The following is a 24,022-nucleotide window of genomic DNA, read 5'->3' as shown; positions in this document are numbered from 1 at the left end:
GCGGGTCAGGCCGGATGGCCGGCGAAGACGTCGCGCACGATATCCGCGACGTGGCGCACGGCGCGGTCCGTGTCGCGGCGGCGACACCAGGCGAGGTGGAGCGGAAAGCCCTCCACCGGCAGCGGCGGCGCGGCGATATGCAAGTTGCCGGCGGCGCCGGCGGGCACCGTATGGGCCGGCATCATGGCCAGGAGGTCGCTGTCCTCCAGCAACGGCGGAACCATCAGGAAGCTCGGCACGACGATGCCGATGCGGCGCGACCGGCCCAGCACGGCGAGCTGGTCGTCGAGGCCGCTGCGCGTATCGCCGCGCCCGGAGACGAGGACATGCGGGTAGGCGAGCCAGCGCTCCAGCGTGAAATCGGCGGCGGCCGGGTGGTCGCGCCGCATGGCCACGACATAGTGCTCGTGCAGCAGCGTCTCGCGATGGAAGGCCGTCTCGTCGATGGCGGGAAAGACGGAGATCGCGATGTCGCCCGTGCCGCGCGCGAGGGATTCGAGCGCCGCCGATGCGCTCTGCCACGGCTGGATGACGAGGTCGATGCCGGGCGCGGAGCGGGCCAGCGCGCGTTGCAGCGGGCCGGCGATGAGGATGCCGGGATGGTCGGCCGTGATGATGCGCACGGTCTGGCGGATCGCGGCCAGGGGCTCCTCGGGCGCGTCGACCACGGCCGCGATGCCGGCGAGCAGGTTCTTCAGGGGATCGCGCAGCGCCTGCGCCCGCGCCGTCAGCCGCATGCCGCCTTTGCCGCGTTCCAGCAGGGGATCGCCGAAGAGGTGGCGGCAGCGGTCGAGCGCGCTCGATGTCGCCGGCTGCGAAAGGTTCAGCCGGGCGGCGGCGCGCGACACGTGGGCCTCGTCAAGCAGGGCGTCGAGGATGACGAGGAGGTTGAGGTCAATGGATCTTAAATTCATCAGATCGATAATAGCATATACAAATCATCCATTGGAATGATTTCATTCGTCCCGGCATTGTCTGCCTGTCAACACAGGAGACGATGCCATGAGCAAGACCTTGATCCTTCTCTTTCACCCCGATCTTAGCCGTTCCCGCGCCAATGCCGCGCTCGCGACCGCGGCGGCGCGCCTGCCCGATGTCGAGGTCGTGGACATGCATGCCGTCTACGCGGATGGGCGGATCGATGCCGACCGGGAGGTTGCCCGGCTGCTTGCCGCCGACCGGATCGTGCTGCAGTTCCCCATCCAGTGGTATTCGACGCCGCCGCTGCTCAAGGCCTGGCAGGACGCCGTGCTGACGCGCATGGTCTACATGGCGTACGAGACCGAGGGGCGCCTGCTGGAGGGCAAGCCGCTTCTGGTCGCGGCGACGGCCGGCAATGTGCCGGAGGCCTATGCGCCTGCCGGCGCCAACCGGTTCACCATGGCCGAGCTGCTGCGCCCGCTGGAGGCGACCGCGCACCGCTGCGGCCTGCCATGGCAGCCGCCGTTCCTGCTGTTCCGGGCAGACAAGCTGGACGATCTGGCGCTGCATGGCGCAGCCAGGGATTATGCCGCTCGGATCGAAACGTGGCGCAGGGACGACGAGCGCCGCTATCTCGCGGAAGCCTGGGGCTGAGCCATGGCGCCGTGCGCGCCTCTCGTGGGGAGCGGCCGGTAAGCAGGCGCCGACATTGCCGTCAGCTCGCGTCCGGCGCCGGCTGGCGGGCGAACCGTTCGGCGTGCTGTGCGAGCCAGCCGGGAATGGTGGCCGCTTCCATCGGCCGGGCGTAGTGATAGCCCTGGGCTTGGCGGCAACCGAGGCTTTGCAGCATGCGCGCCTCGGCTTCGTTCTCCACACCCTCCACGACGATGTCGATGGACAGGGCTTTGCCGATGCCGATGAGGGCGGAGATGAGGGTCTGGTTCTGCCGGCTCGTCTCGATGCCGCGCACGAAGCTGCGGTCGATCTTCAGCCGGTCGATATGCAGGCTGACGATGTAGGCGAGGGAAGAATGCCCCATGCCGAAATCGTCGACGGCGAGGCGGAAACCGGCGGCTTCCAGCCGGGCAAGCTCGGCGCCGGCGGCCTCCGTGTCGAGCGTCGCTTCCTCGGTGATCTCGATTTCCATGCGCGACGGCGGGACGTCGTGCTGCTGGGTGATGTCGATGAGGAGACGCGAGAGCGTGTCGCCGGAAAACTCACGGGGCGAGACGTTGATGGCGACGGCGGCATCCGGCAGGCCGTAGCCGGGCAATGCCTGGAGCAGGCGCGCGGCGCGCGTCGCGACATAGGCGGTGAGGGCCGTCGACATGTGCAGGGCCTGCGCGGCGCGCACGATATCCGGCGGGCTCACCGCACCAAGGGTGTCATGGGGCCAGCGCAACAGCGCCTCGAAGCCCGTCACGCGGCCGCCGTCCAGTTCCACCTGCGGCTGGAAGAACACCTGCAACATCTGCTTCTCAAGGGCTTCGGCAAGCGTCGCCTCGATGAGGCGCTGGCGTTCGATGCGCGCTTTCAGCAGGGGGTTGAAGAGGCTGAGCTTGCGGCGGCCGCCGGCCTTGGCGGCATAAAGCGCGATGTCGGCGCTGGCGAAGAGCGCCTCGGCGCTCTCGCCGTGGGCGGGATAGAGCGCCAGGCCCGCGCTGGCGCCGACGGTGACCGAACGCTCGCCCACGATGATGGGCTCGCCGGCAATCCGGATGATTTCCTTGCCGATCAGGCGGGCGCGCGCCTCCGCGCCGGTGCCTTCTATGATCACGGCGAACTCATCACCGCCGAGCCGCGCCACCATGTCTTTCTCGCCGGTCAGGCCGGTGAGACGGCTGGCGATTTCGGTGAGGACCGCATCGCCCACGCCATGGCCCATCGTATCGTTGATCGCCTTGAAGCGATCGAGGTCGATTGTCAGCAGGGCCAGCGTATCGGCCGAACGGCTGGCGGCGAAGGCGTCGCGCAGCCGGTTGTTGAAGAGGGTGCGGTTGGCGAGGCCCGTCAGAGGGTCCGTGTTCACGAGAGCGGAAAGCTGCTGATTGGACTGGTTGATTTCCGCATTGGCATCCGACAGCGATGCGGCGAGCGCAATGGCATTCAGGCGGTCCATCTGGCTGCGGACGAACTCCCTTTCGTTGACCTGGCTCGTGCGGAACATCACGAGGCCGAACAGCGCCGTATCGGCGGCGATGACCAGCGAAGAGGGCGTGCCGATCGCCAACAGGGTTACAAAGGTCGCGAGGATGGGCGGGACGGCGAACATCATCGTCGTCTGGCTGTAGGCCGCACTCTGCATCATGGCGCCGGCGCAGATGCCGCAGATGATGAACACCACGTAGGGGTTGAGCCCGCCTTCGCCGATCACCGTGCCGAGAAATGGCGTCAGGGCCCATGTCAGGCCGCCGGCGAGCGCGCCGAGCGACAGGATCCTGAGCGCTCGCTTCGGCCTCTCGATCGCGATGTTCTGGCGCCTGACGACCCGTACCGTGATGTAGCGGGCGAGGTTGACGGCGAAGATCGCGGCCAGCCAGTAGAGCACGCTCGTATTCGGCGCATCGAGCCACAGGACGGCGACGATCGTGACGGCGATGAAGCAACTGGCCGGCAGGGTCAGGACGATGCCGTCCAGCACGGACACGGCCTGTGCGGACAGAATCTGGTGTCTCGTGGGTTCGTCGATCGGCGTCGGCCGGCTCGCATGCGTCATTCTCGGTCCCGGCCAACAGGCACTTCGTCGCGCCGGGATGGTGCGGCTCGCCCCATAAGATTGTCTTAACGCCAGACCGTCAGAATCAGCAAGTGGTGTCTCAGTCGATCAGGTCGAAGGCGCGGAAGATCCAGCTCAGCTGATAGGCGATGGCGGCGGTGACGAAGACGGCGTGGAAGCGGCGGTTCGCCGTCCAGGCCGCGATCAGGCACAGCGTGATGAAAGTGACGTTGCGGATGGGATATTCGTATCCGAAGGACTCGAAGTAATCGATCCCCTTCAGCGCCGTGTCGAGCAGATCGACCGCGAAGACCATCGTGAACACGCCGAAGAACCATTTGCGCCGCGAGAAGAAATAATCCTCGTAATCCCTGTAGTCGTCGAGCGTCGTCGGAAACAGCAGCACCGCCAGCATGAAGAACAGGCAGCAATAGCTGACGACGAAGAGGTAGACGCCGAAATCGATGGGCGTCAGCACCTGAAGACGGAACTCCCACCACCAGAAATGCAGCAGGTAGAGGATCAGGAAGCCCGCCCATGCGAGGTGGACCGGATAGACCTTCGTCTTGCCGGGATGCTGGATGAAGATGGCGATGCCGCTCAGGACGCGCGCGAGGCTGAGACTGACGACCATGCCGATGACCACGCGGACATGCGTGAACACGGTGGGATCCGGCGGCATGTTATGGTCCATCCTGCCCCTCCCAAGGCTGTCTAGTCGCCGGGAACCGGCGTCGGCTGGCCCTGGCTGTCGAGCGCGACCATGACGAAGGTCGCGGCCGTCACCTTTTCCAGCCGCGTGGTGAGATAACGCTGCGCCCAGGCTTCGACCGACAGGGTGATGGAGGTGCGTCCGACGCGGGCGATATCCGTGTAGATGCTGAGCGTGTCGCCGATCTTGACCGGCAGTTCGAAGGCCATCTCCCTGACCGCCGCGGTGACGACGCGGCCGCGGGCGCGTTCTGCGGCGCGGATGCCGCAGGCAAGGTCCATCTGCGCCATGACCCAGCCGCCGAAGATGTCGCCGGCCGCGTTGGCATCGCCGGGCATGGCGAGCGTGCGAAGGGTGAGCTGGCCGTTCGGGGTCTGCGTGTCGGTCATACGGGCTCCTCTGCGTCTGCCTTCCGGTCTAACCCATTGCGCGCGTGTCCGAAAGAGGGATGGCGGGCCTGCCGGGCGCCGCGCGCAGCGCAACCTTGCGTCGACAAGCTTTCCTTTACCATGTTGCGCGAAAATCCCCTGGAAATGCAGGCTCGTCGGCTTGCAAGCCGGTTTTGCGGGGACGGTGTCCGAATGTGGACAAACGCCGCCTGCACCATCGCCGGACAAGAATGTGCGTAACCGGGACCGCATCCTGCGACGCCGGGTGCCGGGCGGAAGTGACAATGGGTATTGCGTTCGTATCTCGTTTCCGCAGGCCGGTGGGGCTGCTTCTGATCCCGGCGTTTCTTGCCGCCTGTTCGGGTGGACTGACGCCGCCCGACGATGTCGACAGCGTCGGCGCCATCACGCCTGCCGCGGAGATCGGCGATACCGGCAATAGCGGCGACACTTCGTCTACCTACGGCATGGAAACGCCTGATACGGTCGTGGCCGCGCCCGAGCGCCAGACGCGCCGCCTGCCGAAGATCGACAGCGACGAGGCCATGGGCATCGGCGAACCGGTGCAGGCCTCGTCGGGCATGCTGACCGTGCCCGAGGGCGGGGTGAGCATGGACGAGGGGCTGGGCGTGGGCCGCGTCGAGGGGCTCGCCGAGGCGCAGGCCAACGAGATCGCGGAGGGCAATGCCAGCCAGGTCGTCGTCGGCGGCATCGGCACGGATACCCCGCAGCAGATGGGCGAGCCCGAGGTGATCCCGATGTCGGACGCCGGCATGGAGGCCGAAAGCGACGGCTATCTGCGCGTGCCCGACAAGGCGACGACGCGCCAGCGCCAGTCCCAGCAACAGTCCATACAGGGCGAACAGGTCGCCTTCCTGCCGCGGCTCAACAATCCCATGCAGATCCCCGAGACGATGGGCGGCATGCCGGCCTCGGAAAAGGCCTGCCGGCAGCGCCTCCAGAAGCTCGGCGTCAAATTCCGCGACGTGCCGCGCATCTCGCGCGGGCGCTCCTGCGGCATCGAATGGCCGGTCGAACTGTCGGGCCTTTCCGGCGGCATCCAGATCAAGCCGGCCGCACAGGTGAACTGCCAGATCACCGAAGCCTTCGCGCGGTGGGTGAAGGCCGAGCTCGTGCCGTCGGCGCGCATGCGCTACCTCTCGGGCGTCTCGGCCATCCACCAGATGTCGTCCTATTCCTGCCGCACGATGAATTCGCGTCGCGGCGCCGCCATGTCGGAACACGCGCGCGGCAATGCCATCGATGTCGGCAGGATCGTGCTGAAGAGCGGCAAGTCCATCGCCATCGAGCCGAAGGGCTTCTTCGCCTTCCGCGAGAAGGGACTGCTGAAGTCGGTGCGCGGCGACAGCTGCAAGTATTTCTCCACCGTGCTCGGCCCCGGCAGCGACCGCTATCACAAGGACCATTTCCACTTCGACCTGAGGGTGCGCAAATCGGGCTACAGGCATTGCAGCCTGTAGGCGCACAGCAGACGGAAACGGCGATCGAAGCGCTGCGCGGCGTCTTCGGCGACGGACTGCTGGCGGTGTATCTGCACGGCTCGGCGGTAAGCGGCGGCTTGCAGCCGCAGAGTGACATCGACCTGATGACTGTGGTGGACGGCGCCATGGACACGCAGCAGCGCGGCGCGCTGCTGTCGGCTCTGCTGCGCATTTCCGCCCGTTACCCGGCGCCGGTTGGCGGGCCGCGCTGCTTGGAGGTGATGGTGCTGCAGCGGGCCGATCTCGTTGTGCCGGCCTATCCGGCCCGGGCCGAATTTCTTTACGGCGAATGGCTGCGCGACGCCTTCGACGACGGCGAGCTGCCGATGCCGGTTTGCGACCCCGAGATCACGCTGGTGCTGGCGCAGGCACGGCAGGCGGCGATCGCACTCGCTGGCTCTCAGCCGGAAGATGTTCTCCCTGCCATTCCGTCCGATCAGATACGGTGCGCGATGGCCGACCTGCTGCCGTCACTCGTCGCCGGTCTTGAGGGTGATGAGCGCAACGGCATGCTGACGCTGGCACGCATGTGGCGGACGGCTGCCAGGGGAGACTTCGTGTCGAAGGATGAGGCCGCGACATGGGCGGCGGCAAGAATGCCCGAGCCCGAGTCGAAGACCCTGCTGGAGGCGCGCGACGCCTATCTGGGCCGCGGCGAGGACGCCTGGTGGGACCGCCCGCAGGCCGTGCGCGCGGTGACGGATTGCCTGCGGGTACGGGTAGAAGCGCTTTTGAAGCGGGGCTAAAGCCTGAAACGCACAAAAAAAAGACCGGCGGGGCGCCGGTCTGAAAGGAATGTCACATTTTAATCGCCAGCGCCGGGGGCGGCGAGGGCGCATGCGGGCTTCCACAGGGGAAGCGGGCGGCCGGACCGCCGAAAGCTCCCTCAGGGCCGGGAGCGAGGCCTCTGTCTGACAGTGGGAGCGGTGGGGGTGCGGGGTGCTGACCGTTCCCGTGGCCTCGTGCAGACCATGGTTGAAATCGGTCACGGTTTGATGACAGTTGGCGCATCTCCGCCGCGATTGTTTCGCGAGTCGTCCCTTTTATCCCGCCGGGAGAATTGCATGCCCCCCATCGCCGATCTTGCCCTGTTCGCGCTGGCGCTTGCCGCGGCGGGCGTCGTGTCCGGCCTGCTCGCCGGCATTTTCGGCATTGGCGGCGGGGCGATCCTGGTGCCGGTCTTCTACCAGGTGTTCGGCTATCTCGATGTGCCGGAAGCGGTGCGCATGCACCTGTCCGTCGGCACCTCGATCGCCATCATCGTGCCGACGTCGCTGAGGTCGTTTACGGCGCATCGCAAGCGCAGCGCCGTCGACATGGACCTGCTGAAGAGCTGGATCGTGGCGCTGCCGCTCGGCGCGATCCTCGCATCCGTCATCGCCGCCTTCATCTCCAGCGCCGGCCTGCGCCTCGTCTTCGTCGGCATCGCGCTGCTCGTTGCGCTGCGCATGCTGTTCAACCGCGAGACCTGGCGGATCGGCGACACGCTGCCCGGCGGCATCTCCCGGCAGATCGCCGGTGTCGTCATCGGCACGCTGTCGGGCCTGATGGGCATTGGCGGCGGCGTGCTCAACAACACCTACATGACCTCCTTCGGCCGGCCGATCCATCAGGCGGTCGCGACCTCCTCGGGCGTCGGCGTGCTCATCTCCATCCCCGGCATCTTCGGCTATATCTGGGCCGGCTGGGGCGAGCCCGGCCTGCCGCCCGGATCGACCGGCTTCATCAACTGGATCGCCGTCGCGCTGATCGTGCCCATCGCGCTCGTCGTCACGCCATGGGGCGTGCGGCTGGCGCATGCCATGAGCAAGCGGCAGTTGGAGATCGGCTTCGGCATCTTCCTCATCCTCGTGGCGCTGCGCTTCCTCTACAGCATCTACGGCTGAGAGATTTTTTTCGCCAGGCCGGATGAAAACCGGCAAGGGATACGCCATATAGGGTGTCCTTCCGCATGAATTTTCCCTTCTCCGGACCATCCCATGGCGCCCATCGTTTCCATTCGCAATCTCACCAAGAGCTATGCTTCGGGGTTCCAGGCGCTGAAAGGCGTCGATCTCGACATCGAGGAAGGCGAGATCCTCGCGCTGCTCGGGCCGAACGGCGCGGGCAAGACGACGATGATCTCGATCATCTGCGGCATCGTCACGCCGAGCGGCGGCACCGTCACGGTCGGGGGCCACGACATCCTGCGCGATTTCCGCCAGACGCGCTCCATCATCGGCCTGGTGCCGCAGGAGCTGACGCTCGATTCCTTCGAGACGGTCTGGAACACCGTGGCCTTCTCGCGCGGCCTGCACGGGTGCAAACCCGACCCGGCGCTGATCGAGCGCATCCTGAAGGACCTCTCGCTCTACGACAAGAAGGACACGATGCTGCGCCATCTCTCGGGCGGCATGCGGCGCCGCGTGCTGATCGCCAAGGCGCTGTCCTACGAGCCGAAGGTGCTGTTCCTCGACGAACCCACCGCCGGCGTCGACGTGTCCCTGCGCAAGGACATGTGGCACCTCGTCGAGCGGCTGCGCGCCTCCGGCGTCACCATCATCCTGACGACGCACTATATCGAGGAGGCCGAGGAGATCGCCGACCGCATCGGCGTGATCAATCACGGCCAGATCCTGCTCGTGGAGGAGAAGAAGGCGCTGATGGCCAAGCTCGGCCGCAAGCAGATGACGGTGGAGCTCGCCGAACCGGTCACCGCCATTCCCGACGCGCTGTCGCCGTTCGGGCTGACGCTTGCAGGCGAGGGCACGCGCCTCGTCTATGAATTCGATTCCGCCGGCGAGCGGACCGGCATTTCCTCGCTGCTGTCGGCCCTCTCGCATTGCGGGCTGAGGGTCAAGGACATCTCCACCGAGCAGAGTTCGCTGGAAGACATCTTCGTGGAGCTGGTGGGAGAGGGCAAATGAACTTCGAGGCGATCAAGTCCATCTATGCGTTCGAGATGGCGCGCACGCGCCGCACGCTGCTCCAGAGCATCGTCTCGCCCGTCATCACCACGTCGCTCTACTTCATCGTGTTCGGCGCGGCGATCGGATCGCGCATGCAGGAGGTGCAGGGCGTGTCCTACGGCGCCTTCATCGCGCCGGGCCTCATCATGCTGACGCTGCTCAACCAGTGCATCGGCAACGGCTCCTTCGGCATCTACTTCCCGAAATTCACCGGCACGATCTACGAGATCCTGTCCTCGCCGATCTCGATGATCGAGATCGTCATCGGCTATGTCGGTGCCGCGGCCACGAAGGGGCTGATCGTCGGTACGATCATTCTCGTCACCGCCTCGTTCTTCGTCGACATCTCGATACGGCATCCGTTCATGATGGTGCTGTTCTTCGTGCTGACGGCGGTCACGTTCAGCCTGTTCGGTTTCATGATCGGCATCTGGGCGAAGGATTTCGAGCAGCTGAACCTTTTCCCCATGCTGATCGTGCCGCCGCTTGTCTTCCTCGGCGGCAGCTTCTATTCGATCGACATGCTGCCGCCCTTCTGGCAGACGGTCAGCCACTTCAATCCGGTTCTCTACCTCGTCTCCGGCTTCCGCTGGAGCTTCTACGAGATCGCCGATGTCAGCCCGCTCATCAGCCTCGTGACGGTGCTGGGATTCCTGATCGTGTGCCTTTCGATCACGGCCTGGATCTTCAAGACGGGCTACAAGCTGAAGAACTGAGCCATGCAGAATGCGCCGCGACCGGTTGACCGGATCGCGGCGCATCCCTATCGCTTTCGCCAGCATTTTCCGCAGCGCGAGCGCCCCATGACGTCCAGACCGGTAAACGCCATCCCCAGAACAGTCTGGATACTGGGTATCGTCAGCCTGCTGATGGATGTTTCCTCGGAGATGGTGCAGACGCTGCTGCCCTTCTACCTCGTCAGCGGACTGGGCGCCTCGGCGGTCTTCGTCGGCTTCGTCGAGGGCCTGTCGGTCGCCATCGCCACCGTTACCAAGCTGTTCTCCGGCATTCTCGCCGACCGCATGGCGCAGCGAAAGCCGCTCGCCGTTCTCGGTTACGGGCTCGGCGCGGTTTCCAAGCTGCTGTTTCCGCTCGCCACCTCCACGGGCTGGATCGTCGCGGCCAAGGCCGTCGACCGTGTCGGCAAGGGCATTCGCGGCACGCCGCGCGATGCCCTGATCGCCGATGTCACGCCGCCAGAACTGCGCGGGGCGAGCTTCGGGTTGCGGAAATCACTGGATACGGTGGGCGGGTTCGTCGGGCCGCTGGTGGCCATCGGACTTATGATCCTGTTTGCCGGCGACGTTCTCACGATCTACTGGATCGCCGTCATCCCGGCGTTTCTGGCCGTCCTGTTGCTGATCGTCGGCGTGCGCGAGCCGAAGGCGCCATTCGCGGCAAAGGGCGGCGGGCTGCCGCGCCTGGCCGATGTCGTGCGGCTGAACGGGGCGGTGTGGATGGTCATCGGCGCGGCCGCGCTGCTGACGCTCGCCCGTTTCAGCGAGGCCTTCCTGCTTCTCAAGTCGCAGGAGGCGGGCTTCGCACCCGCCTGGATTCCCCTCACCATGGTGATCATGCACGCGGTCTACGGTCTGACGGCGTACCCGGTCGGCCGCCTGTCGGACCGTATCGGACGCTCGGGTCTGCTGGTCGCCAGCCTGTTCGTGCTCGTCTTCGCCTACGGAACGCTTGCCTATGCCGCAACGGTGCCGCTGTTCATCGCGGGCATCGTGCTGTGGGGGCTGCATATGGGGCTGTCGCAGGGGTTGCTTGCCACGCTGATCGCCGATACCGCGCCGAAACAACTCAAGGGCACCGCCTTCGGCGTCTTCAACCTCATGACCGGCATCGTCGTGCTCTTCGGCAATGTCGCCGCCGGTTGGATCTGGGACAATCACGGCTCCGGGGCGACCTTCCTGACCGGTGCCGTGCTTTCGGCAGCAACGATCCTAGTCGCCGCGCCCATGCTGATGCGGATCAAACACGCGGGCAAATGAGCTGTTTCCTTTGGCCCGTGGCCGGGCTAAGGTCCGCGCCGTAGGCACCGTCCTGCTCAGCCAAACAACAACGGGCAAACTTTCGACCGGCACCGTCCGGCGGGACGCGCACCGTTGCAAGCGGAGGTTCTGCGATGAATGACATCGCCGATCACGGTGTCCGGTTCGGACGAATAGCGGCCATGCTGCCGGTCAAGGACATGGCCAGGGCAGAGGCGTTCTATACCAATGTCCTCGGTTTCAGAAAAGTCTTCGAGAACGGGGCTCCCGTCGGCTTCATGATCATGAAGCGGGATGCGGGCGAGGTGCATCTCACCTTGCAGCCCACCTACAAGGCGCCCGCCTTCAACGTGGCGCATCTGATGGTGGATGATGTGGACGCGCTGCATACGCTTTGCCAGGAACACGGCCTGCGCATCATCAAGCGCCTTCAGGACAAGGACTACGGGCTGCGCGCCTTTGTTTTCGAGGATCCGGACGGCAACCGCATCGATGTCGGGCAGCCGATCTGACAAAAATGGAAACGGGGCGGGCGATGTCTGTTCCGTTGCCTCTTTGTGGAAAATCAGTCCTTCAGCCGCAGCTCGTCGCGGGTGATCTCGATGGAGCCCAGCGTTTCGAGGAAGCTCATGCCGAGCAGGCTCTGTTCCAGACGGCCTTCCTGGGCGACCATGCCGCGGATCGTGCCGCGCTGGATGGGGCCGATGGCGACCTGGCGCAGCGTGACGGGGGCGGCGAGCGCGCGGCCGTTGGCGGTCGACACGTCGATGGAGAAGACGAGGTTGTCCGGGTTGATGCCGAGGCGCATGGCATCCGCATAGGACAGCACGACCGAACTTGCGCCTGTATCGACCATCATGCGCAGCGGCGTGCCATCGATGGTGACATCGGTTTCGAAATGGCCCGACAGGCCCTTCTGGATGACGAGGATCTGTTCGCCGCTGGCATTGGTCGTGACGACCGCGCGGCCGGGAATGAGGCCTGCCGTCAGACGGTTGCCGACGTCCTGCAGGTCGAAGCGGTAGAGATAGGCCGTCGCGAGCGCCAGGATGAGCACGAGCCAGATGGCGGCCTGGCGCAGGCTTTCGCCCCATTGGCGACGCCCGGCCAGAATGCCGGCCGCCATCATCGTGCCGATCGCCGAGAGCGTCACGAGGCGACCGAAATCGTCATTGGCGATGCCGAGCGTGCGGCCGCTGTCATGGTTGAGGATCAGAAGCGCAAGGCCGCCAGCGAGAATGGCCAGAAGGACATAAAATCTCATGCGTCGCCACGCTCCCTTGCCATGCGGGCGCGGCGGGTCTCACGCCGCGGCTTGCGCTCGACGGTCTCAAGCCGCGCCGGAAGGGCGGCCATGATCGCGCGGCGCTCGTCGGACGTATAGAGCGTCCAGGCGCCGATTTCCTCGCGCGTGCGACCGCAACCGAAGCAGTAGCCGGTCACCATGTCGATCGAACAGACGAGTATGCAGGGCGATTCCATCGAAACTCCAGATATGTCCGCTCCTATATCGGCAGCTCAAAGCGCCAAGGCAAGGGCGAAAAGCACTGACATTTCCGCGAGCTGTTGGGTGGCGCCGATCGTATCGCCGGTGTGGCCGCCGATCTTGCGCAGGGCGATGCGGTTGAAGACGAGGACGCAGAGCGCTGCGGCGGCAAGCGCCAGAAGCCAGGACAGGACGGTGCCGTGCGGCAGCAGGAGCAGTGCCGCAAGCAGGACGCCGGAGACGAGCGCGACCGTGGTGGCGCCCTGGTCCGGCTCGCCGACCGAAGCGGCGACGCCATCGCGGCGGGCGGGCGGCAGGAGCGACCAGTGCCAGACCATGGCGGTGCGGCTGGCGGCCGCGACGGCGAGCAACGCCATGCCGAGGCCGGAGGGCGTGAGGACGGTCGCGAGCGCGGCGATGGCGGCCGCGCGCAGGCCGAAGGAGAGGACGAGGGCGACGACGCCGTAGGAGCCGACGCGGCTGTCCTTCATGATGGCGAGCGCACCGTCGCGGTCACGCCCGCCGCCGATGCCGTCGGCGCTGTCGGACAGGCCGTCCTCATGCAGCGCGCCCGTCACCAGCACCTGAAGGCCGAGCACGGCGAAGGCGAGCAGGAGCGGCGGGGCGTGCAGGGCCGAGAGGACGGCAGCGAGTGCGGCGGCCGGAAGCACGATCAGCACGCCGGCCAGCGGAAAGGCCTGCACGGCGCGCGACAGGCGGCCGTCATGATCCGTGAAATGACGCTGCGGCACCGGCACGCGCGACAGGAAGGCGACGGAGCGTGCGGTGTCGTCGATGAAGTCGCGGATGTTCATGTGGAAAAGCCCCTCCCGGCGAAAGCGCGATGGCAACAGCCGCAAATGCGGTTGTCGGATTCGCGCCCGGCCTCTATTAGGAGACACCAAAACCCCGCCTTTGAAAGCCCAAAGCAAGGAATTCCCCAAGATGAGTGCCAGCGGCCTGCCGTTCGATGATTTCCGTGAATTGCTGCGCAATCTGCCCGGTCCCGATTCGGCCGCGCTGGTGGCCGCACGCACGCGGGATTCGCAGCTGACCAAGCCGCCGGGTGCGCTGGGCCGGCTGGAGGAGATCGCCTTCTGGTTGGCCGCCTGGACGGGGCGTCCGCCTGCCGTCACGCGGCCGCTCGTCGCCATCTTCGCCGGCAATCACGGCGTGACGAAGCAGGGCATCACGCCCTATCCGTCGTCGGTCACGGCGCAGATGGTGGAGAATTTCGCAGCCGGCGGCGCGGCGATCAACCAGATCTGCGTGACGCACGACCTCGGCCTCAAGGTCTTCGACCTGGCGCTCGACTATCCGACCGCCGACATCACGGAGGAGGCCGCCCTTTCCGAGCGCGATTGCGCCGCGACCATGGCCTTCGGCATGGAAGCCGTTGCCGGCGGCACCGATCTCCTGTGCATCGGCGAGATGGGCATCGGCAACACCACGATCGCGGCGGCGATCAACATGGCGCTCTATGGTGGCACGGCAGAGGAGTGGGTCGGGCCGGGCACCGGGTCCGAGGGCGAGGTGCTGCAGCGCAAGGTCGCGGCCGTCAAGAAGGCGGTCGACCTGCACCGTGCGCATCTCAACGATCCGCTGGAGGTGCTGCGCCGCCTCGGCGGCCGCGAGATCGCGGCGATGGCGGGCGCCATCCTTGCCGCGCGTATGCAGAAGATCCCGGTCATCCTCGACGGCTATGTCGCGACAGCGGCCGGCGCCATCCTGCGCGCTGCGAACCCGGCCGCGCTCGACCATTGCCTGATCGGCCACGTCTCGGCCGAGCCGGGGCACATGAAGTCCATCGAGAAGCTCGGCAAGACGCCGCTTCTGGCGCTCGGCATGCGGCTTGGCGAAGGCACCGGCGCGGCGCTCGCGGCCGGCATCGTCAAGGCGGCGGCGGCGTGCCATTCCGGCATGGCGACCTTCGTTCAGGCGGGTGTCAGCAACCGTTCGTAGCGGCGTGATCGGCAAAAGCCAAAATGACGTGGATTGGACCCGTGGGGCGTCGCTCAACGGGTCCGGCAGCAGGGGATGACACATGGGTCAGGGACCAATCACCAAAAAGACGGGCTTCAGCCACCTCCTGGCGGCCGCGACCTATTCGGCCGACGGCGCACGCCGCCTGCTCGGCGAATCCGCCTTCCGCCACGAGCTGATCGCCTTCGTTGTCGCCATGGCGCTGTTCGTCTTCGTCGGTGCCACACTGTTCGAATTCGTGGCGATGACCATCCTCTTCCTGCTGATGATCGCCTTCGAGGCGCTGAACACCGCAATCGAGGAGATCGTCGATCGCGTGTCGCCGGAAATCTCCGAAATGGGCAAGCACTCGAAGGACCTCGGTTCCTTCGCCGTCTTCTGCCTCATCATCGCCAATGCCGCCTGTGCGGGCTATGTGGTGATATCGAAGTTCATCTGAGGATCACGCAAAGCTCTTGCGGCGCGGGGCGACCGCATGGGTCTCGCTAACGGCGGGCAGGCTTTCCAGCACGCGCTTGGCCGGCAGGATGGCGATGGCTTCGGTGCCTTCGCGCAGCTTCGATTTCAGGATGAATTCGCCGTTGTGCTTGGCGAGGATCGCCTGGACGATCGGCAGGCCGAGCCCGGTGCCCTGTTCGGCGCTCTTGATGGCGATCGAGCCCTGTCCGAAGGCCGAGAGCACGACGGGGATTTCCTCTTCGGGAATGCCGGGGCCGTTGTCCTTGATGGAGACATACTGCCCGCCGCCGGCCGTCCAGCCGGCCTTGACGACGACCTCGCCGCCCTGGGGCGTGAATTTCACGGCATTGGAGAGCAGGTTGAGGATGACCTGACGCAGCGCCTTCTCATCCGCCCAGACCGCCGGCATGCCGCTTTCCACCTGCTCGGAAATGGTGATGTTCTTGGCGCGGGCGCGCAGCTGCACCATGCCGATGCAATCCTCGGCGATATCGACGAGATGCACGGAATCTTCCGCCAGGTCGTATTTGCCGGCCTCGATGCGCGACAGGTCGAGGATTTCGTTGATGAGATTGAGGAGATGCTGGCCGGAACGGTGGATGTCGGAGGTGTATTCCTTGTAGATCGGGTTGTTCAGCGGCCCGAGCACTTCCGTCGACATGACCTCGGAGAAGCCGAGGATGGCGTTGAGCGGCGTGCGCAGCTCATGCGACATGGAGGCGAGGAAACGCGACTTGGCGAGATTGGCCTCTTCCGCCCGGCGGCGGGCCTCGTCGGACATGGATTTTGCAACCTCCAGCTCGGCGATCAGGTCGTCCTTTTCCGATTGCGAGGAGAGGAGCTGGGCGCTCGTGTAGCGCAGGCGGTGCGTCATGAAGACGAGGAAGAGCATGGCCGCCGTGATGATCGCCGCCATGCCGACGGTGCCGGGTGCCGGCGCGAGCACGGCCAGGACGATGAGCACGGCCACGGTGGGCAGGAAGGCGCAGAGAATGGCGTGGCGCAGCATCAGCGTGCTCATCGCCGTCACGGCGAGCGCGACGAGCAGCGCGGAGCCCTTGTAGAAGTCGAACGTCACGCCGGTGCAGCTGCCGCAGGTCTGCAGCGAGAAGGCGACCCAGGCGAGCCCCATGAAGACCTGCGCGACGAGGAAGCCGCGTTGCCAGCGCCGCACGTTCTCGGCCGTGATCTCGCGCGCGCGCGCGCGATGCGCGACGATCATGCCGATGGCATGCATGGTGAGCGCCAGCACCGCCCAGGCAACGAGGCCGATTTCCTGCGTGAGATAGACGCCGCCGGCGGCAATCAGCATGACGACGACGGGAATGGCGAGCGCGCTCTGCGCCACTGAGCCGACATGCAGCTGCATCATCTCGCGTTCGAAACCCGGCGAGACGCCCGTGGCGATCTGCAGGCGATCACGAGTCGCGCGAACGGTCCGCGAAACAGCCTTGTTTCGATGGCTGCGCGACTTGTCGACAATGATCTTGTCGGTCGAGGTGCTGACGCCGGTACTCATGATGACTGCAACTGTTACGGACAGCGTTGCAGTCTAGGTGGCAATCCTTAAGAAGATGCTGCCGCGCATAAACCATTTGCGAACCATTCCGGCATTTTTCGTGACGTGAAATGCGGTGCCATTCGTCTTATGACGCTTGGGCAGATTCGAAATCGGGAAATGAGTTCCATGAGTTTTTCCAGGCGCATGCGCGATGTCGGCGTGGCGGTCGCCATGATGGTGCTGATCGTGCTGATCATCGTGCGTCTTAGCGACGGCAGCGTCGAGACGATCGGCGGCGCGGCGCGGGCGAAGGACGGCGATTCCATCACGCTGGACGGCCGCCGCGTCCGGCTCATCGGCATGGACGCGCCGGAAATGTCGCAGATCTGCAAGAGGGACGACGGGGAATGGCGCTGCGGCGTGGCGGCGCGCTCGCGGCTGGCCGAGCTGATGCGCGCGGGCCCCGTGACATGCCGCGTCCAGGGCAAGGACAAGTACGACCGGCTGCTGTCGCGCTGCGAGGCCAACGGCATCGACCTTGGCGAGCGCATGGTGCGCGAGGGGCTTGCTGTCGCCTATGGCGACTACGAGCACGAAGAGCAGCTGGCCAAGGCCGAGCGCAAGGGACTGTGGGGCAGCACGTTCGATCGGCCGCAGGACTGGCGGCGGATGAACGGCCGCCAGTCGGAGGGCGTTCACACGGCGGAACCCGGCCTTGTGGGGCGCATTCTGGGTTTGCTGGGGCTGGATTGACGGAACGGGCAATGGACAAGGCCGCAAACCGCGACGATCTGGCTGCCCTGCGCGTTGCGATCGCCGCCTGCCGGCTCTGTCGCGAGGCGCCGGCAAAGGCGGGTGACGTGCTGCCGCACGAACCGCGCCCCGTGGCCGTCATCTCCTCCACGGCGCGTATCCTGATTGCCGGGCAGGCGCCGGGGTTGCGGGTGCACGAAAGCGGACTTCCGTTCAACGATGCATCGGGCGACAGGCTTCGTACGTGGCTCGGCGTCGATCGCGCCGCGTTCTACGATCCAAACCGTTTCGCCATCGTTCCCATGGGCCTGTGTTTTCCCGGCTACGACGCCCATGGCAGCGACCTGCCGCCGCGCCGTGAATGCGCGCCGTTCTGGCGCGCACGCATCATGGCGACGATGCCGCAGGTCGAGCTGGTGCTGGCGATCGGGCAATATGCGCAGGCATGGCATCTGGGTGCCGCGAAGGCGGCGAGCATGACCGAGACGGTTCGCGACTGGCGCCGCCATCTCGGCCGCAATGAAGCGCCGGCCGTGCTGCCGCTGCCGCACCCGTCCTGGCGCAACACCGGCTGGTTGAAGCGCAATCCGTGGTTTGAGGCCGAGATTCTGCCGGAACTGCGAAGCCGGGTGAAACGTCTAACGACTGAAATATAATTCTTCCTATTCGCCGCAAAGTCGGTATATAGGGGAATTAATTTTCGTAGGGGAAATCAATGGACCGTCTGGACCGCAAAATCCTTCGCCTCTTGCAGGAGGATTCCACGCTTGCAGTTGCCGATCTCGCAAAGAAGGTGGGCTTGTCGACAACACCCTGCTGGCGCCGCATCCAGAAGATGGAAGAAGACGGCGTGATCCGCAAGCGTGTCGCGCTGCTCGATCCGGTGAAGATCAACACCAAGGTCACGGTCTTCGTCTCGATCCGCACCAATTCCCATTCGACCGAATGGCTGAAGCGCTTCTCCGAGGTGATCGTCGAGTTCCCTGAAGTCGTCGAATTCTACCGCATGAGCGGGGAGGTGGATTACCTCCTGCGCGTCGTCGTGCCCGATATCGCCGCCTATGACGCCTTCTACAAGCGCATGATCGCCCGTATCGAGATCCGCGACGTATCGTCGGCCTTCGCGATGGAGCAGATCAAGTACACGACCGAGCTTCCGCTCGACTACATGGTCGTGGACAACCAGAAGAGCGGAGAGGACTGAGCGCCTTCAGAGATCCGGCGCATTGAACGTGACGACGATCGTCTTCCACGCGTCATAGGATGCGCGCCCCGCCAACTCCGTATACGGGGCACAGCGAACGACTGCACGAACGGCACTTGCGGCGAAGGCCTTCGTCGCGGGATCGCCGGCGACGGGACCGTCTATCGATGGTGATCCGTCCAGTTCGCCCGACCGTGTCAGCGAAAACTTCACGCGAACCGGCTTGACGGTGTCGGGAAGGTCCGGCGGGACCGCCCAGCAGCTCGCGATCTTCGCGTGCAGCCCGGCGAGAAGCGCCTGCCTCGCCGCATCGTCGTCCGCGTCAGCCCTTGCGGTGGATGACACGAGGAGGAGGGCGACGGCGGCGGCGCGAAGGATCATCTACTTGCGCTCCAGCCGGGCAAGCAGCGAGGACGTGTCCCAGCGGTTGCCGCCCATTTCCTGCACGTCGCCGTAGAACTGGTCGACCAGCGCGGTGACAGGCAGTTTGGCGCCGTTGCGGCGGGCTTCGGACAGCACGATATCGAGGTCCTTGCGCATCCAGTCGATGGCGAAGCCGAAATCGTACTTGCCTGCGATCATCGTCTTGTGGCGGTTCTCCATCTGCCAGGAGCCGGCAGCCCCCTTGGAGATGACGTCGATGACGGCTTCCATGTCGAGCCCCGCCTTCTTGCCGAAATGCACGCCTTCGGCGAGGCCCTGCACGAGGCCGGCGATGCAGATCTGGTTGACCATCTTGGTCAGCTGACCGGCACCCGCCGGGCCCATCAGGCCGACCATGCGGGCATAGGCGTCGATAACAGGCTTTGCCGTCGCGAAGGTCGCCTCGTCGCCGCCGCACATGACGGTGAGCACGCCGTTCTCGGCACCGGCCTGTCCGCCGGACACCGGCGCGTCGATGAAGGCGAAGCCGCGCTCCCTGGCGGCCGCGTCGAGTTCGCGGGCGACTTCGGCGGACGCGGTGGTATTGTCGATGAGGATGGCGCCGGGCTTCATGCCGTCGAACACGCCGTCCTTGCCGGTCGTGACGGCGCGCAGGTCGTCGTCATTGCCGACGCAGGTGAAGACGAAATCGGCATCCTTCGCGGCCTCGGCCGGGGTGCGGAAGGCCGCGCCGCCGAATTCGGCCGCCCATTTTTCCGCCTTGGCGAAGGTGCGGTTATAGACCGCGACCTCGTGACCGCCCTTGACCTTGAGGTGGCCGGCCATGGGATAGCCCATGACGCCGAGACCGATGAACGCAACCTTTGCCATGCCGTCTTCTCCTGCAATCGCTGGCAGGACGTTTAGCGGATCACGGGCCGGGGTGAAAGTCTTTCGCGTCAGCCGCGATACCGGGCGATGACCAGATGGCCGGCAATCGGTTCGCCTTCTTCCATGCGCACGGTGATGTCGGACATCTCCACGACGTCGAAGCCGGTCTCGTCGAGCCGCTGGCGGACATAGGATCCGGCATGGGCGAAACGCTGGTGCGGGCCGACCATGAAGGGACGGCCGGCAAAGCTGTCGTCCGGCAGCGTTTCCGACGAGAAGGCAAACAGGCCGCCGGGCACGAGATTTTCGGCCGCGCCGAAGAACAGCGCCTCGAGCGCACCGAGATAGGGCAGCACATCGGTTGCGGCGATGAGGTCGAAGGGCTCGTCGTCGTTGTCATCGAGGAAATCGACCGCCTCGGCGACATAGAGGGTCTCGTAGAGATCCTTCTCATGCGCGATCTCGACCATGTTTTCCGAGAGATCGACGCCGGTGATGTCCTCGGCCATGTCGCGCAGCGCACCGCCGGTCAGGCCCGTGCCGCAGCCGAGATCGAGCACGCGGTCGAACGGGCCGAGTTCCAGCGCCTGGAAGCGCTGGCGCACCAGAAGCGGCACGCAGTAGCCGAGCTGGTCGACGAGCACGTTGTCGAAGACTTCGGCATGCTGGTCGAACAGCGTGGCCACATAGGCGTCGGGCGCCTTCTCAGGGGTCTCGCCGCGGCCCATGGAGGCAAGGCGGACGGCCGCGCCGCCATGGTCCTCCGGATCGAGCGCCAGCACTTCGGCATAGGCCTTGGCGGCGGCATCGAAATCGCCGGACTTCTCCAGCGAGAGGGCGCGGTTATAGGCTTCCGCGAGCGCGTCTTCGTCGATCTTCTTCATGCCGCGTCTCTTAGGCCCGCCCGCCGGGCTTGGCAAGCAGGCCGCAGGACGTCAGTTGATGATGAACTCGCCCTTCAGCGCGCGCCACTCGCTGGCCGAAATCAGGTGGCGGTGCACGTAGCGGATCGAGTGCAGCGGGCCGTCGAGTTTCTCCTGCCAGAACTTCAGGAAGCGCTTCATTTCCGGAAAGTCCGGCGCGAGATCGTAATGCTGCCAGATATAGGTCTGCAGGAATGTCGGATGGTCGGGCATGCGATAGAGAATCTGGGCCGTCGTCATGCCGTAGCCCTTGAGCTGCATTGCCATGTCGTTCGTCATCGGGACCTCTCATTTCACAGGAATGATGGTCCTTATGATTGAAGCGCCGCCATGGTTAAGCAAGTGTTGATTTTTGCCCGTGAAAACAAATAATCCTTTGGATTCAAATTGTTGGCAGCATCGATAGGCGAGTGCTGCCAACCATCTTACCGTTTCAGGTGACGGATGAGGCGCGCTTCCAGCCAGGCCCAGACATTGCGCAGCAGCTCCACGATGATGAGGTAGAGCAGCGCTGCCCACAGATAGGCCTGGTAATCGAAGGTGCGCGAGAAGGCGCGGCGGGTTTCGCCCATCAGGTCGAAGACGGTGATGATGGCGACGATGGCCGAGCCCTTGATCATCAGGATGATCTCGTTGCCATAGGGGCGAAGGGCCACGATCAGCGCCTGCGGCAGGATGACCTTGAAGAAGGCGATCTTCTTAGGCAGGCCGAGGGCCGCGGCACCCTCGTGCTGGCCGCGCGGCACGCTCTCGATCGCGCCGCGCAGGATTTCGGCCTGGTAGGCGGCGGTGTTGAGCGTGAAGGTCAGGAGGGCGCAGTTCCACGCATCGCGGAAGAACCACCAAAGGCCCCAGGCCTTCAGTTCGGCCGAGAAGCTGCCGAGACCGTAATAGATGAGGAAGAGCTGGGTCAGCAGCGGCGTGCCGCGGAAGAAGTAGACGTAGCCGTAGGAAAACCACGAGAAGACCGGGTTCTTCGACATGCGGGCAAAGGCAAGCGGCAGCGACAGGACGGCGCCCAGCACGACCGAGAGGCCGACGAGCGTGAGGGTCACGCCGAGGCCGGAGAGGTAGTTCGGCCCGTAGCGGGTGAACTTTTCCGGATCCCAGCCCTCGACCAGCATCAGGAAGATGCCGATGGTCAGCGCGAGCCAGACGCCCATGAAGACGTTTCCGAAGAACCGGCCGGCGGTAAAGGGGCGGGGCGGGGCCGGCGGCGGTTCCTGCGGCGGAATGAGGCTGGTGGAAACGTGGCTCATCGTGCCGCCTCCGAACGCTTGGCCCAGCGCTCGATGCTGGAGAAGATCAGCGAGGAGAGGAAGGCGAGGATGAGGAACAGCAGACAGGCGATGGCGTAGAATTCGAAGGCCTGCTTGGTGACGCGGGCGGCGACGCCCGTCTGGCGCAGGATATCCGGCAGGCCGATGACCGAGACCAAGGCGGTATCCTTGAGCAGCGCCATCCAGAGGTTGCCGAGGCCGGGCAGGGCGATGCGGACGAGCTGCGGCAGGATGATGCGCTGCATCGTGCGGCCGCGATGCAGGCCGAGCGCATGGCCGGCCTCGTACTGGCCGCGGGGAATGGCCTTGAAGGCCGACAGCAGAACTTCGGAACAATAGGCCGAGAAGACGACGCCGAGCGCGATCATGCCGGCGAAGAAGGCGTTGATCTCGACGGTGCCCTGGTAGCCGATGGCGGTCGCGGCATTCTGCACGAGGATCTGCAGGCCGTAATAGACGATGAAGAGCGTCAGCAGTTCGGGCAGGCCCCGGAACAGCGTCGTGTAGATATTGGCCGACAGGCGCAGCGACCGTTCCTCGGACTGCTTGGCCAGCGCGATGAAGAAGCCGAACAGCAGGCCGACCGGCAGCGTCGCGAGCGCCAGGCTGCCCGTGACCAGGAAGCCGAGCGCGATCTCGTCGCCCCAACCGGTATCGCCGCAGGCCAGAAGCGTGTCGCCTGCAAACAGCGTGAAGATGCCGACCGGCCCGCAGAGCGGATCCACGATCCCCAGTGCTGCGGTTACCGCCTCGACGATGGCGGTAAAGAACCCGCTCATGCCAAACCCCCGATGCGCGTTTCGCGCTTGTTGTCAGACGCTGTGCGCGCCTTTCATTTTGTCGTCAAGTTCTCAAGCAAAAGAAGCGGGAGGGCAAGCCCTCCCGCTTCTGCAATCCGGTGATGGGGTCAGAAAAAACCGGCATCAACCCGATACGTCCGGGTCTCAGTCGCCGTAGACGTCGAACGGGAAGTACTTGGCGTTGATTTCCTGGTATTTGCCGCTCTTGCGGATGGCCGCGATCGCCGCGGTGAACTTGTCGGCGAGCGGATCGCCCTTGCGCACCGCAATGCCGGCGCCTTCGCCGTTGATGACCGGGTCCAGCGGCAGGGTGCCGAGCAGCTTGCAGCAGGCGCCGTCAGCCGTCTTGAGCCATTCCGACAGCACCACCACGTCGTCGATGACGGCGTCGATGCGGCCGTTTGCGATATCGAGCTTGTACTCGTCGGCCGTCGGGTAGAGCTTGACCTCACTGTCCTTCATATGCGCTTCGGCATAGTTGGAATGGGTCGTGGAGCCCTGCGCGCCGAGGGTCTTGCCCGCGAGCGCTTCAGCTGTCGCTTCCTTGATGTCGGAATCCTTCGGCACGACGATGGCCGGCGGCGTGTTGTAGTACTTCTTGGAGAAGTCCACCTGCTGCTTGCGCTCGGCGGTGATCGACATGGACGCGACGATGGCGTCGAACTTCTTGGCGATCAGGGCGGGAATGATGCCGTCCCAGTCCTGCGTGACGAAGGTGCACTCGGCCTTCATTTCCTCGCAGAGCGCCTTGGCGATATCGACGTCGAAGCCGGTCAGCGTGCCGTCCGACTCGAGGTTGTTGAAGGGCGGGTAGGCGCCTTCCGTGCCGATCACGATCTTCTCGCCCTCAGCCATCGCGGAGGAGGCGAAGAGGGCGATGACCGCAGCCGAGGCTGCGAGCGTGAAACGTTTGGAAATACGCATGTTGATCCTCTCTGTTGAAGGCTCTCGGGTTTTTCTTGTTGTCCGGGCCTTGATGTAAAGCAGGCGGGGTGCCCGCTTGGATGGATAATCGGCCTGTTTGCGCGTAAAAATCAACTCCTTTTGCGCCGTCATTCCGCCCCCTTTCAACGACAATTTCCGCGCACCTCTGGTCTTGGCGGCGGCGCGACCTATCTCGTCGCTCACCGCTGGCCGTTCAGCCACGGTTCAGGCAGGCATGACTAGGCCTTTAGAGGAAGACGGGCGACTCGC

28 protein-coding genes are annotated in these 24,022 nt (G+C 65.2%); 13 read left to right on the top strand and 15 right to left on the bottom strand.

Annotated elements, in window-relative coordinates; translation table 11 throughout:
* Positions 1–5: 5 nt before the first annotated feature.
* On the bottom strand, positions 6–914 hold the full coding sequence (locus tag GR158_RS00485) for a LysR family transcriptional regulator (RefSeq protein WP_160869258.1): 909 nt from the start codon (positions 912–914) through the stop codon (positions 6–8).
* Between the two features lie 88 nt (positions 915–1,002).
* On the opposite strand from GR158_RS00485, the gene GR158_RS00480 reads away from it, so the two are divergent.
* A complete protein-coding gene (locus GR158_RS00480; RefSeq protein ID WP_160869256.1) occupies positions 1,003–1,575 on the top strand; it encodes an NAD(P)H-dependent oxidoreductase in 573 nt (190 codons plus the stop codon).
* A 61-nt stretch (positions 1,576–1,636) separates the two neighbouring features.
* Here GR158_RS00480 and GR158_RS00475 read toward each other — a convergent pair whose 3' ends face one another.
* The 3 genes from GR158_RS00475 to GR158_RS00465 form a co-directional block, all read right to left on the bottom strand.
* Positions 1,637–3,637: a bifunctional diguanylate cyclase/phosphodiesterase gene (locus GR158_RS00475; RefSeq protein ID WP_160869254.1), complete on the bottom strand. Its 2,001-nt coding sequence runs from the start codon at positions 3,635–3,637 to the stop codon at positions 1,637–1,639.
* Between the two features lie 100 nt (positions 3,638–3,737).
* The gene (locus GR158_RS00470; protein WP_160869252.1) at positions 3,738–4,331 is read right to left on the bottom strand and encodes a hypothetical protein; all 594 of its coding nucleotides are present in this window, start codon (positions 4,329–4,331) and stop codon (positions 3,738–3,740) included.
* 20 nt (positions 4,332–4,351) lie between these two features.
* Positions 4,352–4,738 carry an acyl-CoA thioesterase gene (locus tag GR158_RS00465; protein ID WP_134650024.1) on the bottom strand — a complete coding sequence of 129 codons (387 nt, stop codon included), beginning with the start codon at positions 4,736–4,738 and terminating at the stop codon, positions 4,352–4,354.
* Between the two features lie 290 nt (positions 4,739–5,028).
* Between GR158_RS00465 and GR158_RS00460 the strand changes: the two genes are divergently transcribed.
* The 7 genes from GR158_RS00460 to GR158_RS00430 all read left to right on the top strand — a co-directional run bounded on the left by GR158_RS00460 (position 5,029) and on the right by GR158_RS00430 (position 11,697).
* A complete protein-coding gene (locus tag GR158_RS00460; protein ID WP_160869935.1) occupies positions 5,029–6,219 on the top strand; it encodes an extensin family protein in 1,191 nt (396 codons plus the stop codon).
* Entirely contained in the window at positions 6,207–6,986 is a 780-nt protein-coding gene (locus tag GR158_RS00455; RefSeq protein WP_202402091.1) for an aminoglycoside adenylyltransferase domain-containing protein, read from the top strand. The genes GR158_RS00460 and GR158_RS00455 overlap by 13 nt, the downstream gene beginning before the upstream one ends.
* Positions 6,987–7,304: 318 nt before the next feature.
* The gene (locus GR158_RS00450; protein ID WP_134650023.1) at positions 7,305–8,126 is read left to right on the top strand and encodes a sulfite exporter TauE/SafE family protein; all 822 of its coding nucleotides are present in this window, start codon (positions 7,305–7,307) and stop codon (positions 8,124–8,126) included.
* 93 nt (positions 8,127–8,219) lie between these two features.
* Positions 8,220–9,146, top strand: a complete 927-nt coding sequence (locus GR158_RS00445; RefSeq protein ID WP_134650022.1) for an ABC transporter ATP-binding protein — start codon at positions 8,220–8,222, stop codon at positions 9,144–9,146.
* On the top strand, positions 9,143–9,904 hold the full coding sequence (locus GR158_RS00440) for an ABC transporter permease (protein ID WP_160869250.1): 762 nt from the start codon (positions 9,143–9,145) through the stop codon (positions 9,902–9,904). Before GR158_RS00445 ends, GR158_RS00440 begins: the two co-directional genes overlap by 4 nt.
* An 87-nt stretch (positions 9,905–9,991) precedes the next feature.
* A complete protein-coding gene (locus GR158_RS00435; protein WP_160869248.1) occupies positions 9,992–11,185 on the top strand; it encodes an MFS transporter in 1,194 nt (397 codons plus the stop codon).
* Between the two features lie 134 nt (positions 11,186–11,319).
* Positions 11,320–11,697 carry a VOC family protein gene (locus GR158_RS00430; RefSeq protein ID WP_160869246.1) on the top strand — a complete coding sequence of 126 codons (378 nt, stop codon included), beginning with the start codon at positions 11,320–11,322 and terminating at the stop codon, positions 11,695–11,697.
* Between the two features lie 53 nt (positions 11,698–11,750).
* Here the strand turns inward: GR158_RS00430 and GR158_RS00425 are convergent, their stop codons facing one another.
* From GR158_RS00425 to GR158_RS00415, 3 genes are read right to left on the bottom strand one after another with little or no spacing between them, the layout of a single operon-like run.
* Complete coding sequence (locus tag GR158_RS00425; protein WP_134650018.1) at positions 11,751–12,449, bottom strand: TIGR02281 family clan AA aspartic protease; 699 nt, start codon at positions 12,447–12,449, stop codon at positions 11,751–11,753.
* Positions 12,446–12,667 carry a DUF1289 domain-containing protein gene (locus GR158_RS00420; protein WP_134650017.1) on the bottom strand — a complete coding sequence of 74 codons (222 nt, stop codon included), beginning with the start codon at positions 12,665–12,667 and terminating at the stop codon, positions 12,446–12,448. The genes GR158_RS00425 and GR158_RS00420 overlap by 4 nt, the downstream gene beginning before the upstream one ends.
* 36 nt (positions 12,668–12,703) lie before the next feature.
* Positions 12,704–13,486, bottom strand: coding sequence for an adenosylcobinamide-GDP ribazoletransferase (locus tag GR158_RS00415; RefSeq protein ID WP_160869244.1), 783 nt, complete (start codon positions 13,484–13,486; stop codon positions 12,704–12,706).
* A gap of 130 nt (positions 13,487–13,616) precedes the next feature.
* On the opposite strand from GR158_RS00415, the gene cobT reads away from it, so the two are divergent.
* Together cobT and GR158_RS00405 are read left to right on the top strand one after the other, a co-directional pair.
* Positions 13,617–14,633 (top strand): nicotinate-nucleotide--dimethylbenzimidazole phosphoribosyltransferase, encoded by a 1,017-nt coding sequence (gene cobT, locus GR158_RS00410; RefSeq protein ID WP_134650015.1) that lies wholly within the window; start codon positions 13,617–13,619, stop codon positions 14,631–14,633.
* Positions 14,634–14,715: 82 nt separating this feature from the next.
* Positions 14,716–15,093, top strand: a complete 378-nt coding sequence (locus GR158_RS00405) for a diacylglycerol kinase (protein WP_160869242.1) — start codon at positions 14,716–14,718, stop codon at positions 15,091–15,093.
* Between the two features lie 3 nt (positions 15,094–15,096).
* Here GR158_RS00405 and GR158_RS00400 read toward each other — a convergent pair whose 3' ends face one another.
* Positions 15,097–16,632 carry a HAMP domain-containing sensor histidine kinase gene (locus tag GR158_RS00400; protein WP_134650013.1) on the bottom strand — a complete coding sequence of 512 codons (1,536 nt, stop codon included), beginning with the start codon at positions 16,630–16,632 and terminating at the stop codon, positions 15,097–15,099.
* 168 nt (positions 16,633–16,800) lie between these two features.
* On the opposite strand from GR158_RS00400, the gene GR158_RS00395 reads away from it, so the two are divergent.
* From GR158_RS00395 to GR158_RS00385, 3 genes are read left to right on the top strand one after another with little or no spacing between them, the layout of a single operon-like run.
* Complete coding sequence (locus GR158_RS00395; RefSeq protein WP_160869240.1) at positions 16,801–17,367, top strand: thermonuclease family protein; 567 nt, start codon at positions 16,801–16,803, stop codon at positions 17,365–17,367.
* Between the two features lie 11 nt (positions 17,368–17,378).
* Entirely contained in the window at positions 17,379–18,023 is a 645-nt protein-coding gene (locus tag GR158_RS00390; protein WP_160869238.1) for a uracil-DNA glycosylase family protein, read from the top strand.
* A gap of 59 nt (positions 18,024–18,082) precedes the next feature.
* Entirely contained in the window at positions 18,083–18,571 is a 489-nt protein-coding gene (locus tag GR158_RS00385; protein ID WP_134650010.1) for an Lrp/AsnC family transcriptional regulator, read from the top strand.
* Positions 18,572–18,577: 6 nt separating this feature from the next.
* Here GR158_RS00385 and GR158_RS00380 read toward each other — a convergent pair whose 3' ends face one another.
* From GR158_RS00380 to GR158_RS00350, 7 genes are all read right to left on the bottom strand, one after another.
* Positions 18,578–18,952, bottom strand: a complete 375-nt coding sequence (locus GR158_RS00380) for a cell envelope integrity protein TolA (protein ID WP_160869236.1) — start codon at positions 18,950–18,952, stop codon at positions 18,578–18,580.
* A complete protein-coding gene (locus GR158_RS00375; RefSeq protein WP_134650008.1) occupies positions 18,953–19,825 on the bottom strand; it encodes an NAD(P)-dependent oxidoreductase in 873 nt (290 codons plus the stop codon).
* A 68-nt stretch (positions 19,826–19,893) separates the two neighbouring features.
* Positions 19,894–20,709, bottom strand: coding sequence for a class I SAM-dependent methyltransferase (locus GR158_RS00370; RefSeq protein WP_160869234.1), 816 nt, complete (start codon positions 20,707–20,709; stop codon positions 19,894–19,896).
* 51 nt (positions 20,710–20,760) lie between these two features.
* Positions 20,761–21,027 carry an usg protein gene (locus tag GR158_RS00365; RefSeq protein WP_134650006.1) on the bottom strand — a complete coding sequence of 89 codons (267 nt, stop codon included), beginning with the start codon at positions 21,025–21,027 and terminating at the stop codon, positions 20,761–20,763.
* 146 nt (positions 21,028–21,173) lie between these two features.
* Positions 21,174–22,007 (bottom strand): ABC transporter permease, encoded by an 834-nt coding sequence (locus tag GR158_RS00360; protein WP_160869232.1) that lies wholly within the window; start codon positions 22,005–22,007, stop codon positions 21,174–21,176.
* A complete protein-coding gene (locus GR158_RS00355; RefSeq protein WP_134650004.1) occupies positions 22,004–22,807 on the bottom strand; it encodes an ABC transporter permease in 804 nt (267 codons plus the stop codon). Before GR158_RS00355 ends, GR158_RS00360 begins: the two co-directional genes overlap by 4 nt.
* A gap of 165 nt (positions 22,808–22,972) precedes the next feature.
* Complete coding sequence (locus GR158_RS00350; RefSeq protein WP_160869230.1) at positions 22,973–23,752, bottom strand: ABC transporter substrate-binding protein; 780 nt, start codon at positions 23,750–23,752, stop codon at positions 22,973–22,975.
* Positions 23,753–24,022 lie beyond the last annotated feature (270 nt).

This window comes from Shinella sp. AETb1-6 (assembly GCF_009826875.1).
In the GTDB taxonomy this organism is placed as follows: domain Bacteria; phylum Pseudomonadota; class Alphaproteobacteria; order Rhizobiales; family Rhizobiaceae; genus Shinella; species Shinella sumterensis.
Note: the sequence above shows the minus strand (reverse complement) of the source record. Positions and strands in the feature narration are given on the sequence as shown.

Excerpts from the sequence above, each read along its gene's own strand:
- GR158_RS00485 (WP_160869258.1), bottom strand. The coding sequence starts at position 914 with ATGAATTTAAGATCCATTGACCTCAACCTCCTCGTCATCCTCGACGCC.
- GR158_RS00480 (WP_160869256.1), top strand. The coding sequence starts at position 1,003 with ATGAGCAAGACCTTGATCCTTCTCTTTCACCCCGATCTTAGCCGTTCC.
- GR158_RS00475 (WP_160869254.1), bottom strand. The coding sequence starts at position 3,637 with ATGACGCATGCGAGCCGGCCGACGCCGATCGACGAACCCACGAGACAC.
- GR158_RS00470 (WP_160869252.1), bottom strand. The coding sequence starts at position 4,331 with ATGGACCATAACATGCCGCCGGATCCCACCGTGTTCACGCATGTCCGC.
- GR158_RS00465 (WP_134650024.1), bottom strand. The coding sequence starts at position 4,738 with ATGACCGACACGCAGACCCCGAACGGCCAGCTCACCCTTCGCACGCTC.
- GR158_RS00450 (WP_134650023.1), top strand. The coding sequence starts at position 7,305 with ATGCCCCCCATCGCCGATCTTGCCCTGTTCGCGCTGGCGCTTGCCGCG.
- GR158_RS00445 (WP_134650022.1), top strand. The coding sequence starts at position 8,220 with ATGGCGCCCATCGTTTCCATTCGCAATCTCACCAAGAGCTATGCTTCG.
- GR158_RS00440 (WP_160869250.1), top strand. The coding sequence starts at position 9,143 with ATGAACTTCGAGGCGATCAAGTCCATCTATGCGTTCGAGATGGCGCGC.
- GR158_RS00435 (WP_160869248.1), top strand. The coding sequence starts at position 9,992 with ATGACGTCCAGACCGGTAAACGCCATCCCCAGAACAGTCTGGATACTG.
- GR158_RS00430 (WP_160869246.1), top strand. The coding sequence starts at position 11,320 with ATGAATGACATCGCCGATCACGGTGTCCGGTTCGGACGAATAGCGGCC.
- GR158_RS00425 (WP_134650018.1), bottom strand. The coding sequence starts at position 12,449 with ATGAGATTTTATGTCCTTCTGGCCATTCTCGCTGGCGGCCTTGCGCTT.
- GR158_RS00420 (WP_134650017.1), bottom strand. The coding sequence starts at position 12,667 with ATGGAATCGCCCTGCATACTCGTCTGTTCGATCGACATGGTGACCGGC.
- GR158_RS00415 (WP_160869244.1), bottom strand. The coding sequence starts at position 13,486 with ATGAACATCCGCGACTTCATCGACGACACCGCACGCTCCGTCGCCTTC.
- cobT (WP_134650015.1), top strand. The coding sequence starts at position 13,617 with ATGAGTGCCAGCGGCCTGCCGTTCGATGATTTCCGTGAATTGCTGCGC.
- GR158_RS00405 (WP_160869242.1), top strand. The coding sequence starts at position 14,716 with ATGGGTCAGGGACCAATCACCAAAAAGACGGGCTTCAGCCACCTCCTG.
- GR158_RS00400 (WP_134650013.1), bottom strand. The coding sequence starts at position 16,632 with ATGAGTACCGGCGTCAGCACCTCGACCGACAAGATCATTGTCGACAAG.
- GR158_RS00395 (WP_160869240.1), top strand. The coding sequence starts at position 16,801 with ATGAGTTTTTCCAGGCGCATGCGCGATGTCGGCGTGGCGGTCGCCATG.
- GR158_RS00390 (WP_160869238.1), top strand. The coding sequence starts at position 17,379 with ATGGACAAGGCCGCAAACCGCGACGATCTGGCTGCCCTGCGCGTTGCG.
- GR158_RS00385 (WP_134650010.1), top strand. The coding sequence starts at position 18,083 with ATGGACCGTCTGGACCGCAAAATCCTTCGCCTCTTGCAGGAGGATTCC.
- GR158_RS00380 (WP_160869236.1), bottom strand. The coding sequence starts at position 18,952 with ATGATCCTTCGCGCCGCCGCCGTCGCCCTCCTCCTCGTGTCATCCACC.
- GR158_RS00375 (WP_134650008.1), bottom strand. The coding sequence starts at position 19,825 with ATGGCAAAGGTTGCGTTCATCGGTCTCGGCGTCATGGGCTATCCCATG.
- GR158_RS00370 (WP_160869234.1), bottom strand. The coding sequence starts at position 20,709 with ATGAAGAAGATCGACGAAGACGCGCTCGCGGAAGCCTATAACCGCGCC.
- GR158_RS00365 (WP_134650006.1), bottom strand. The coding sequence starts at position 21,027 with ATGACGAACGACATGGCAATGCAGCTCAAGGGCTACGGCATGACGACG.
- GR158_RS00360 (WP_160869232.1), bottom strand. The coding sequence starts at position 22,007 with ATGAGCCACGTTTCCACCAGCCTCATTCCGCCGCAGGAACCGCCGCCG.
- GR158_RS00355 (WP_134650004.1), bottom strand. The coding sequence starts at position 22,807 with ATGAGCGGGTTCTTTACCGCCATCGTCGAGGCGGTAACCGCAGCACTG.
- GR158_RS00350 (WP_160869230.1), bottom strand. The coding sequence starts at position 23,752 with ATGCGTATTTCCAAACGTTTCACGCTCGCAGCCTCGGCTGCGGTCATC.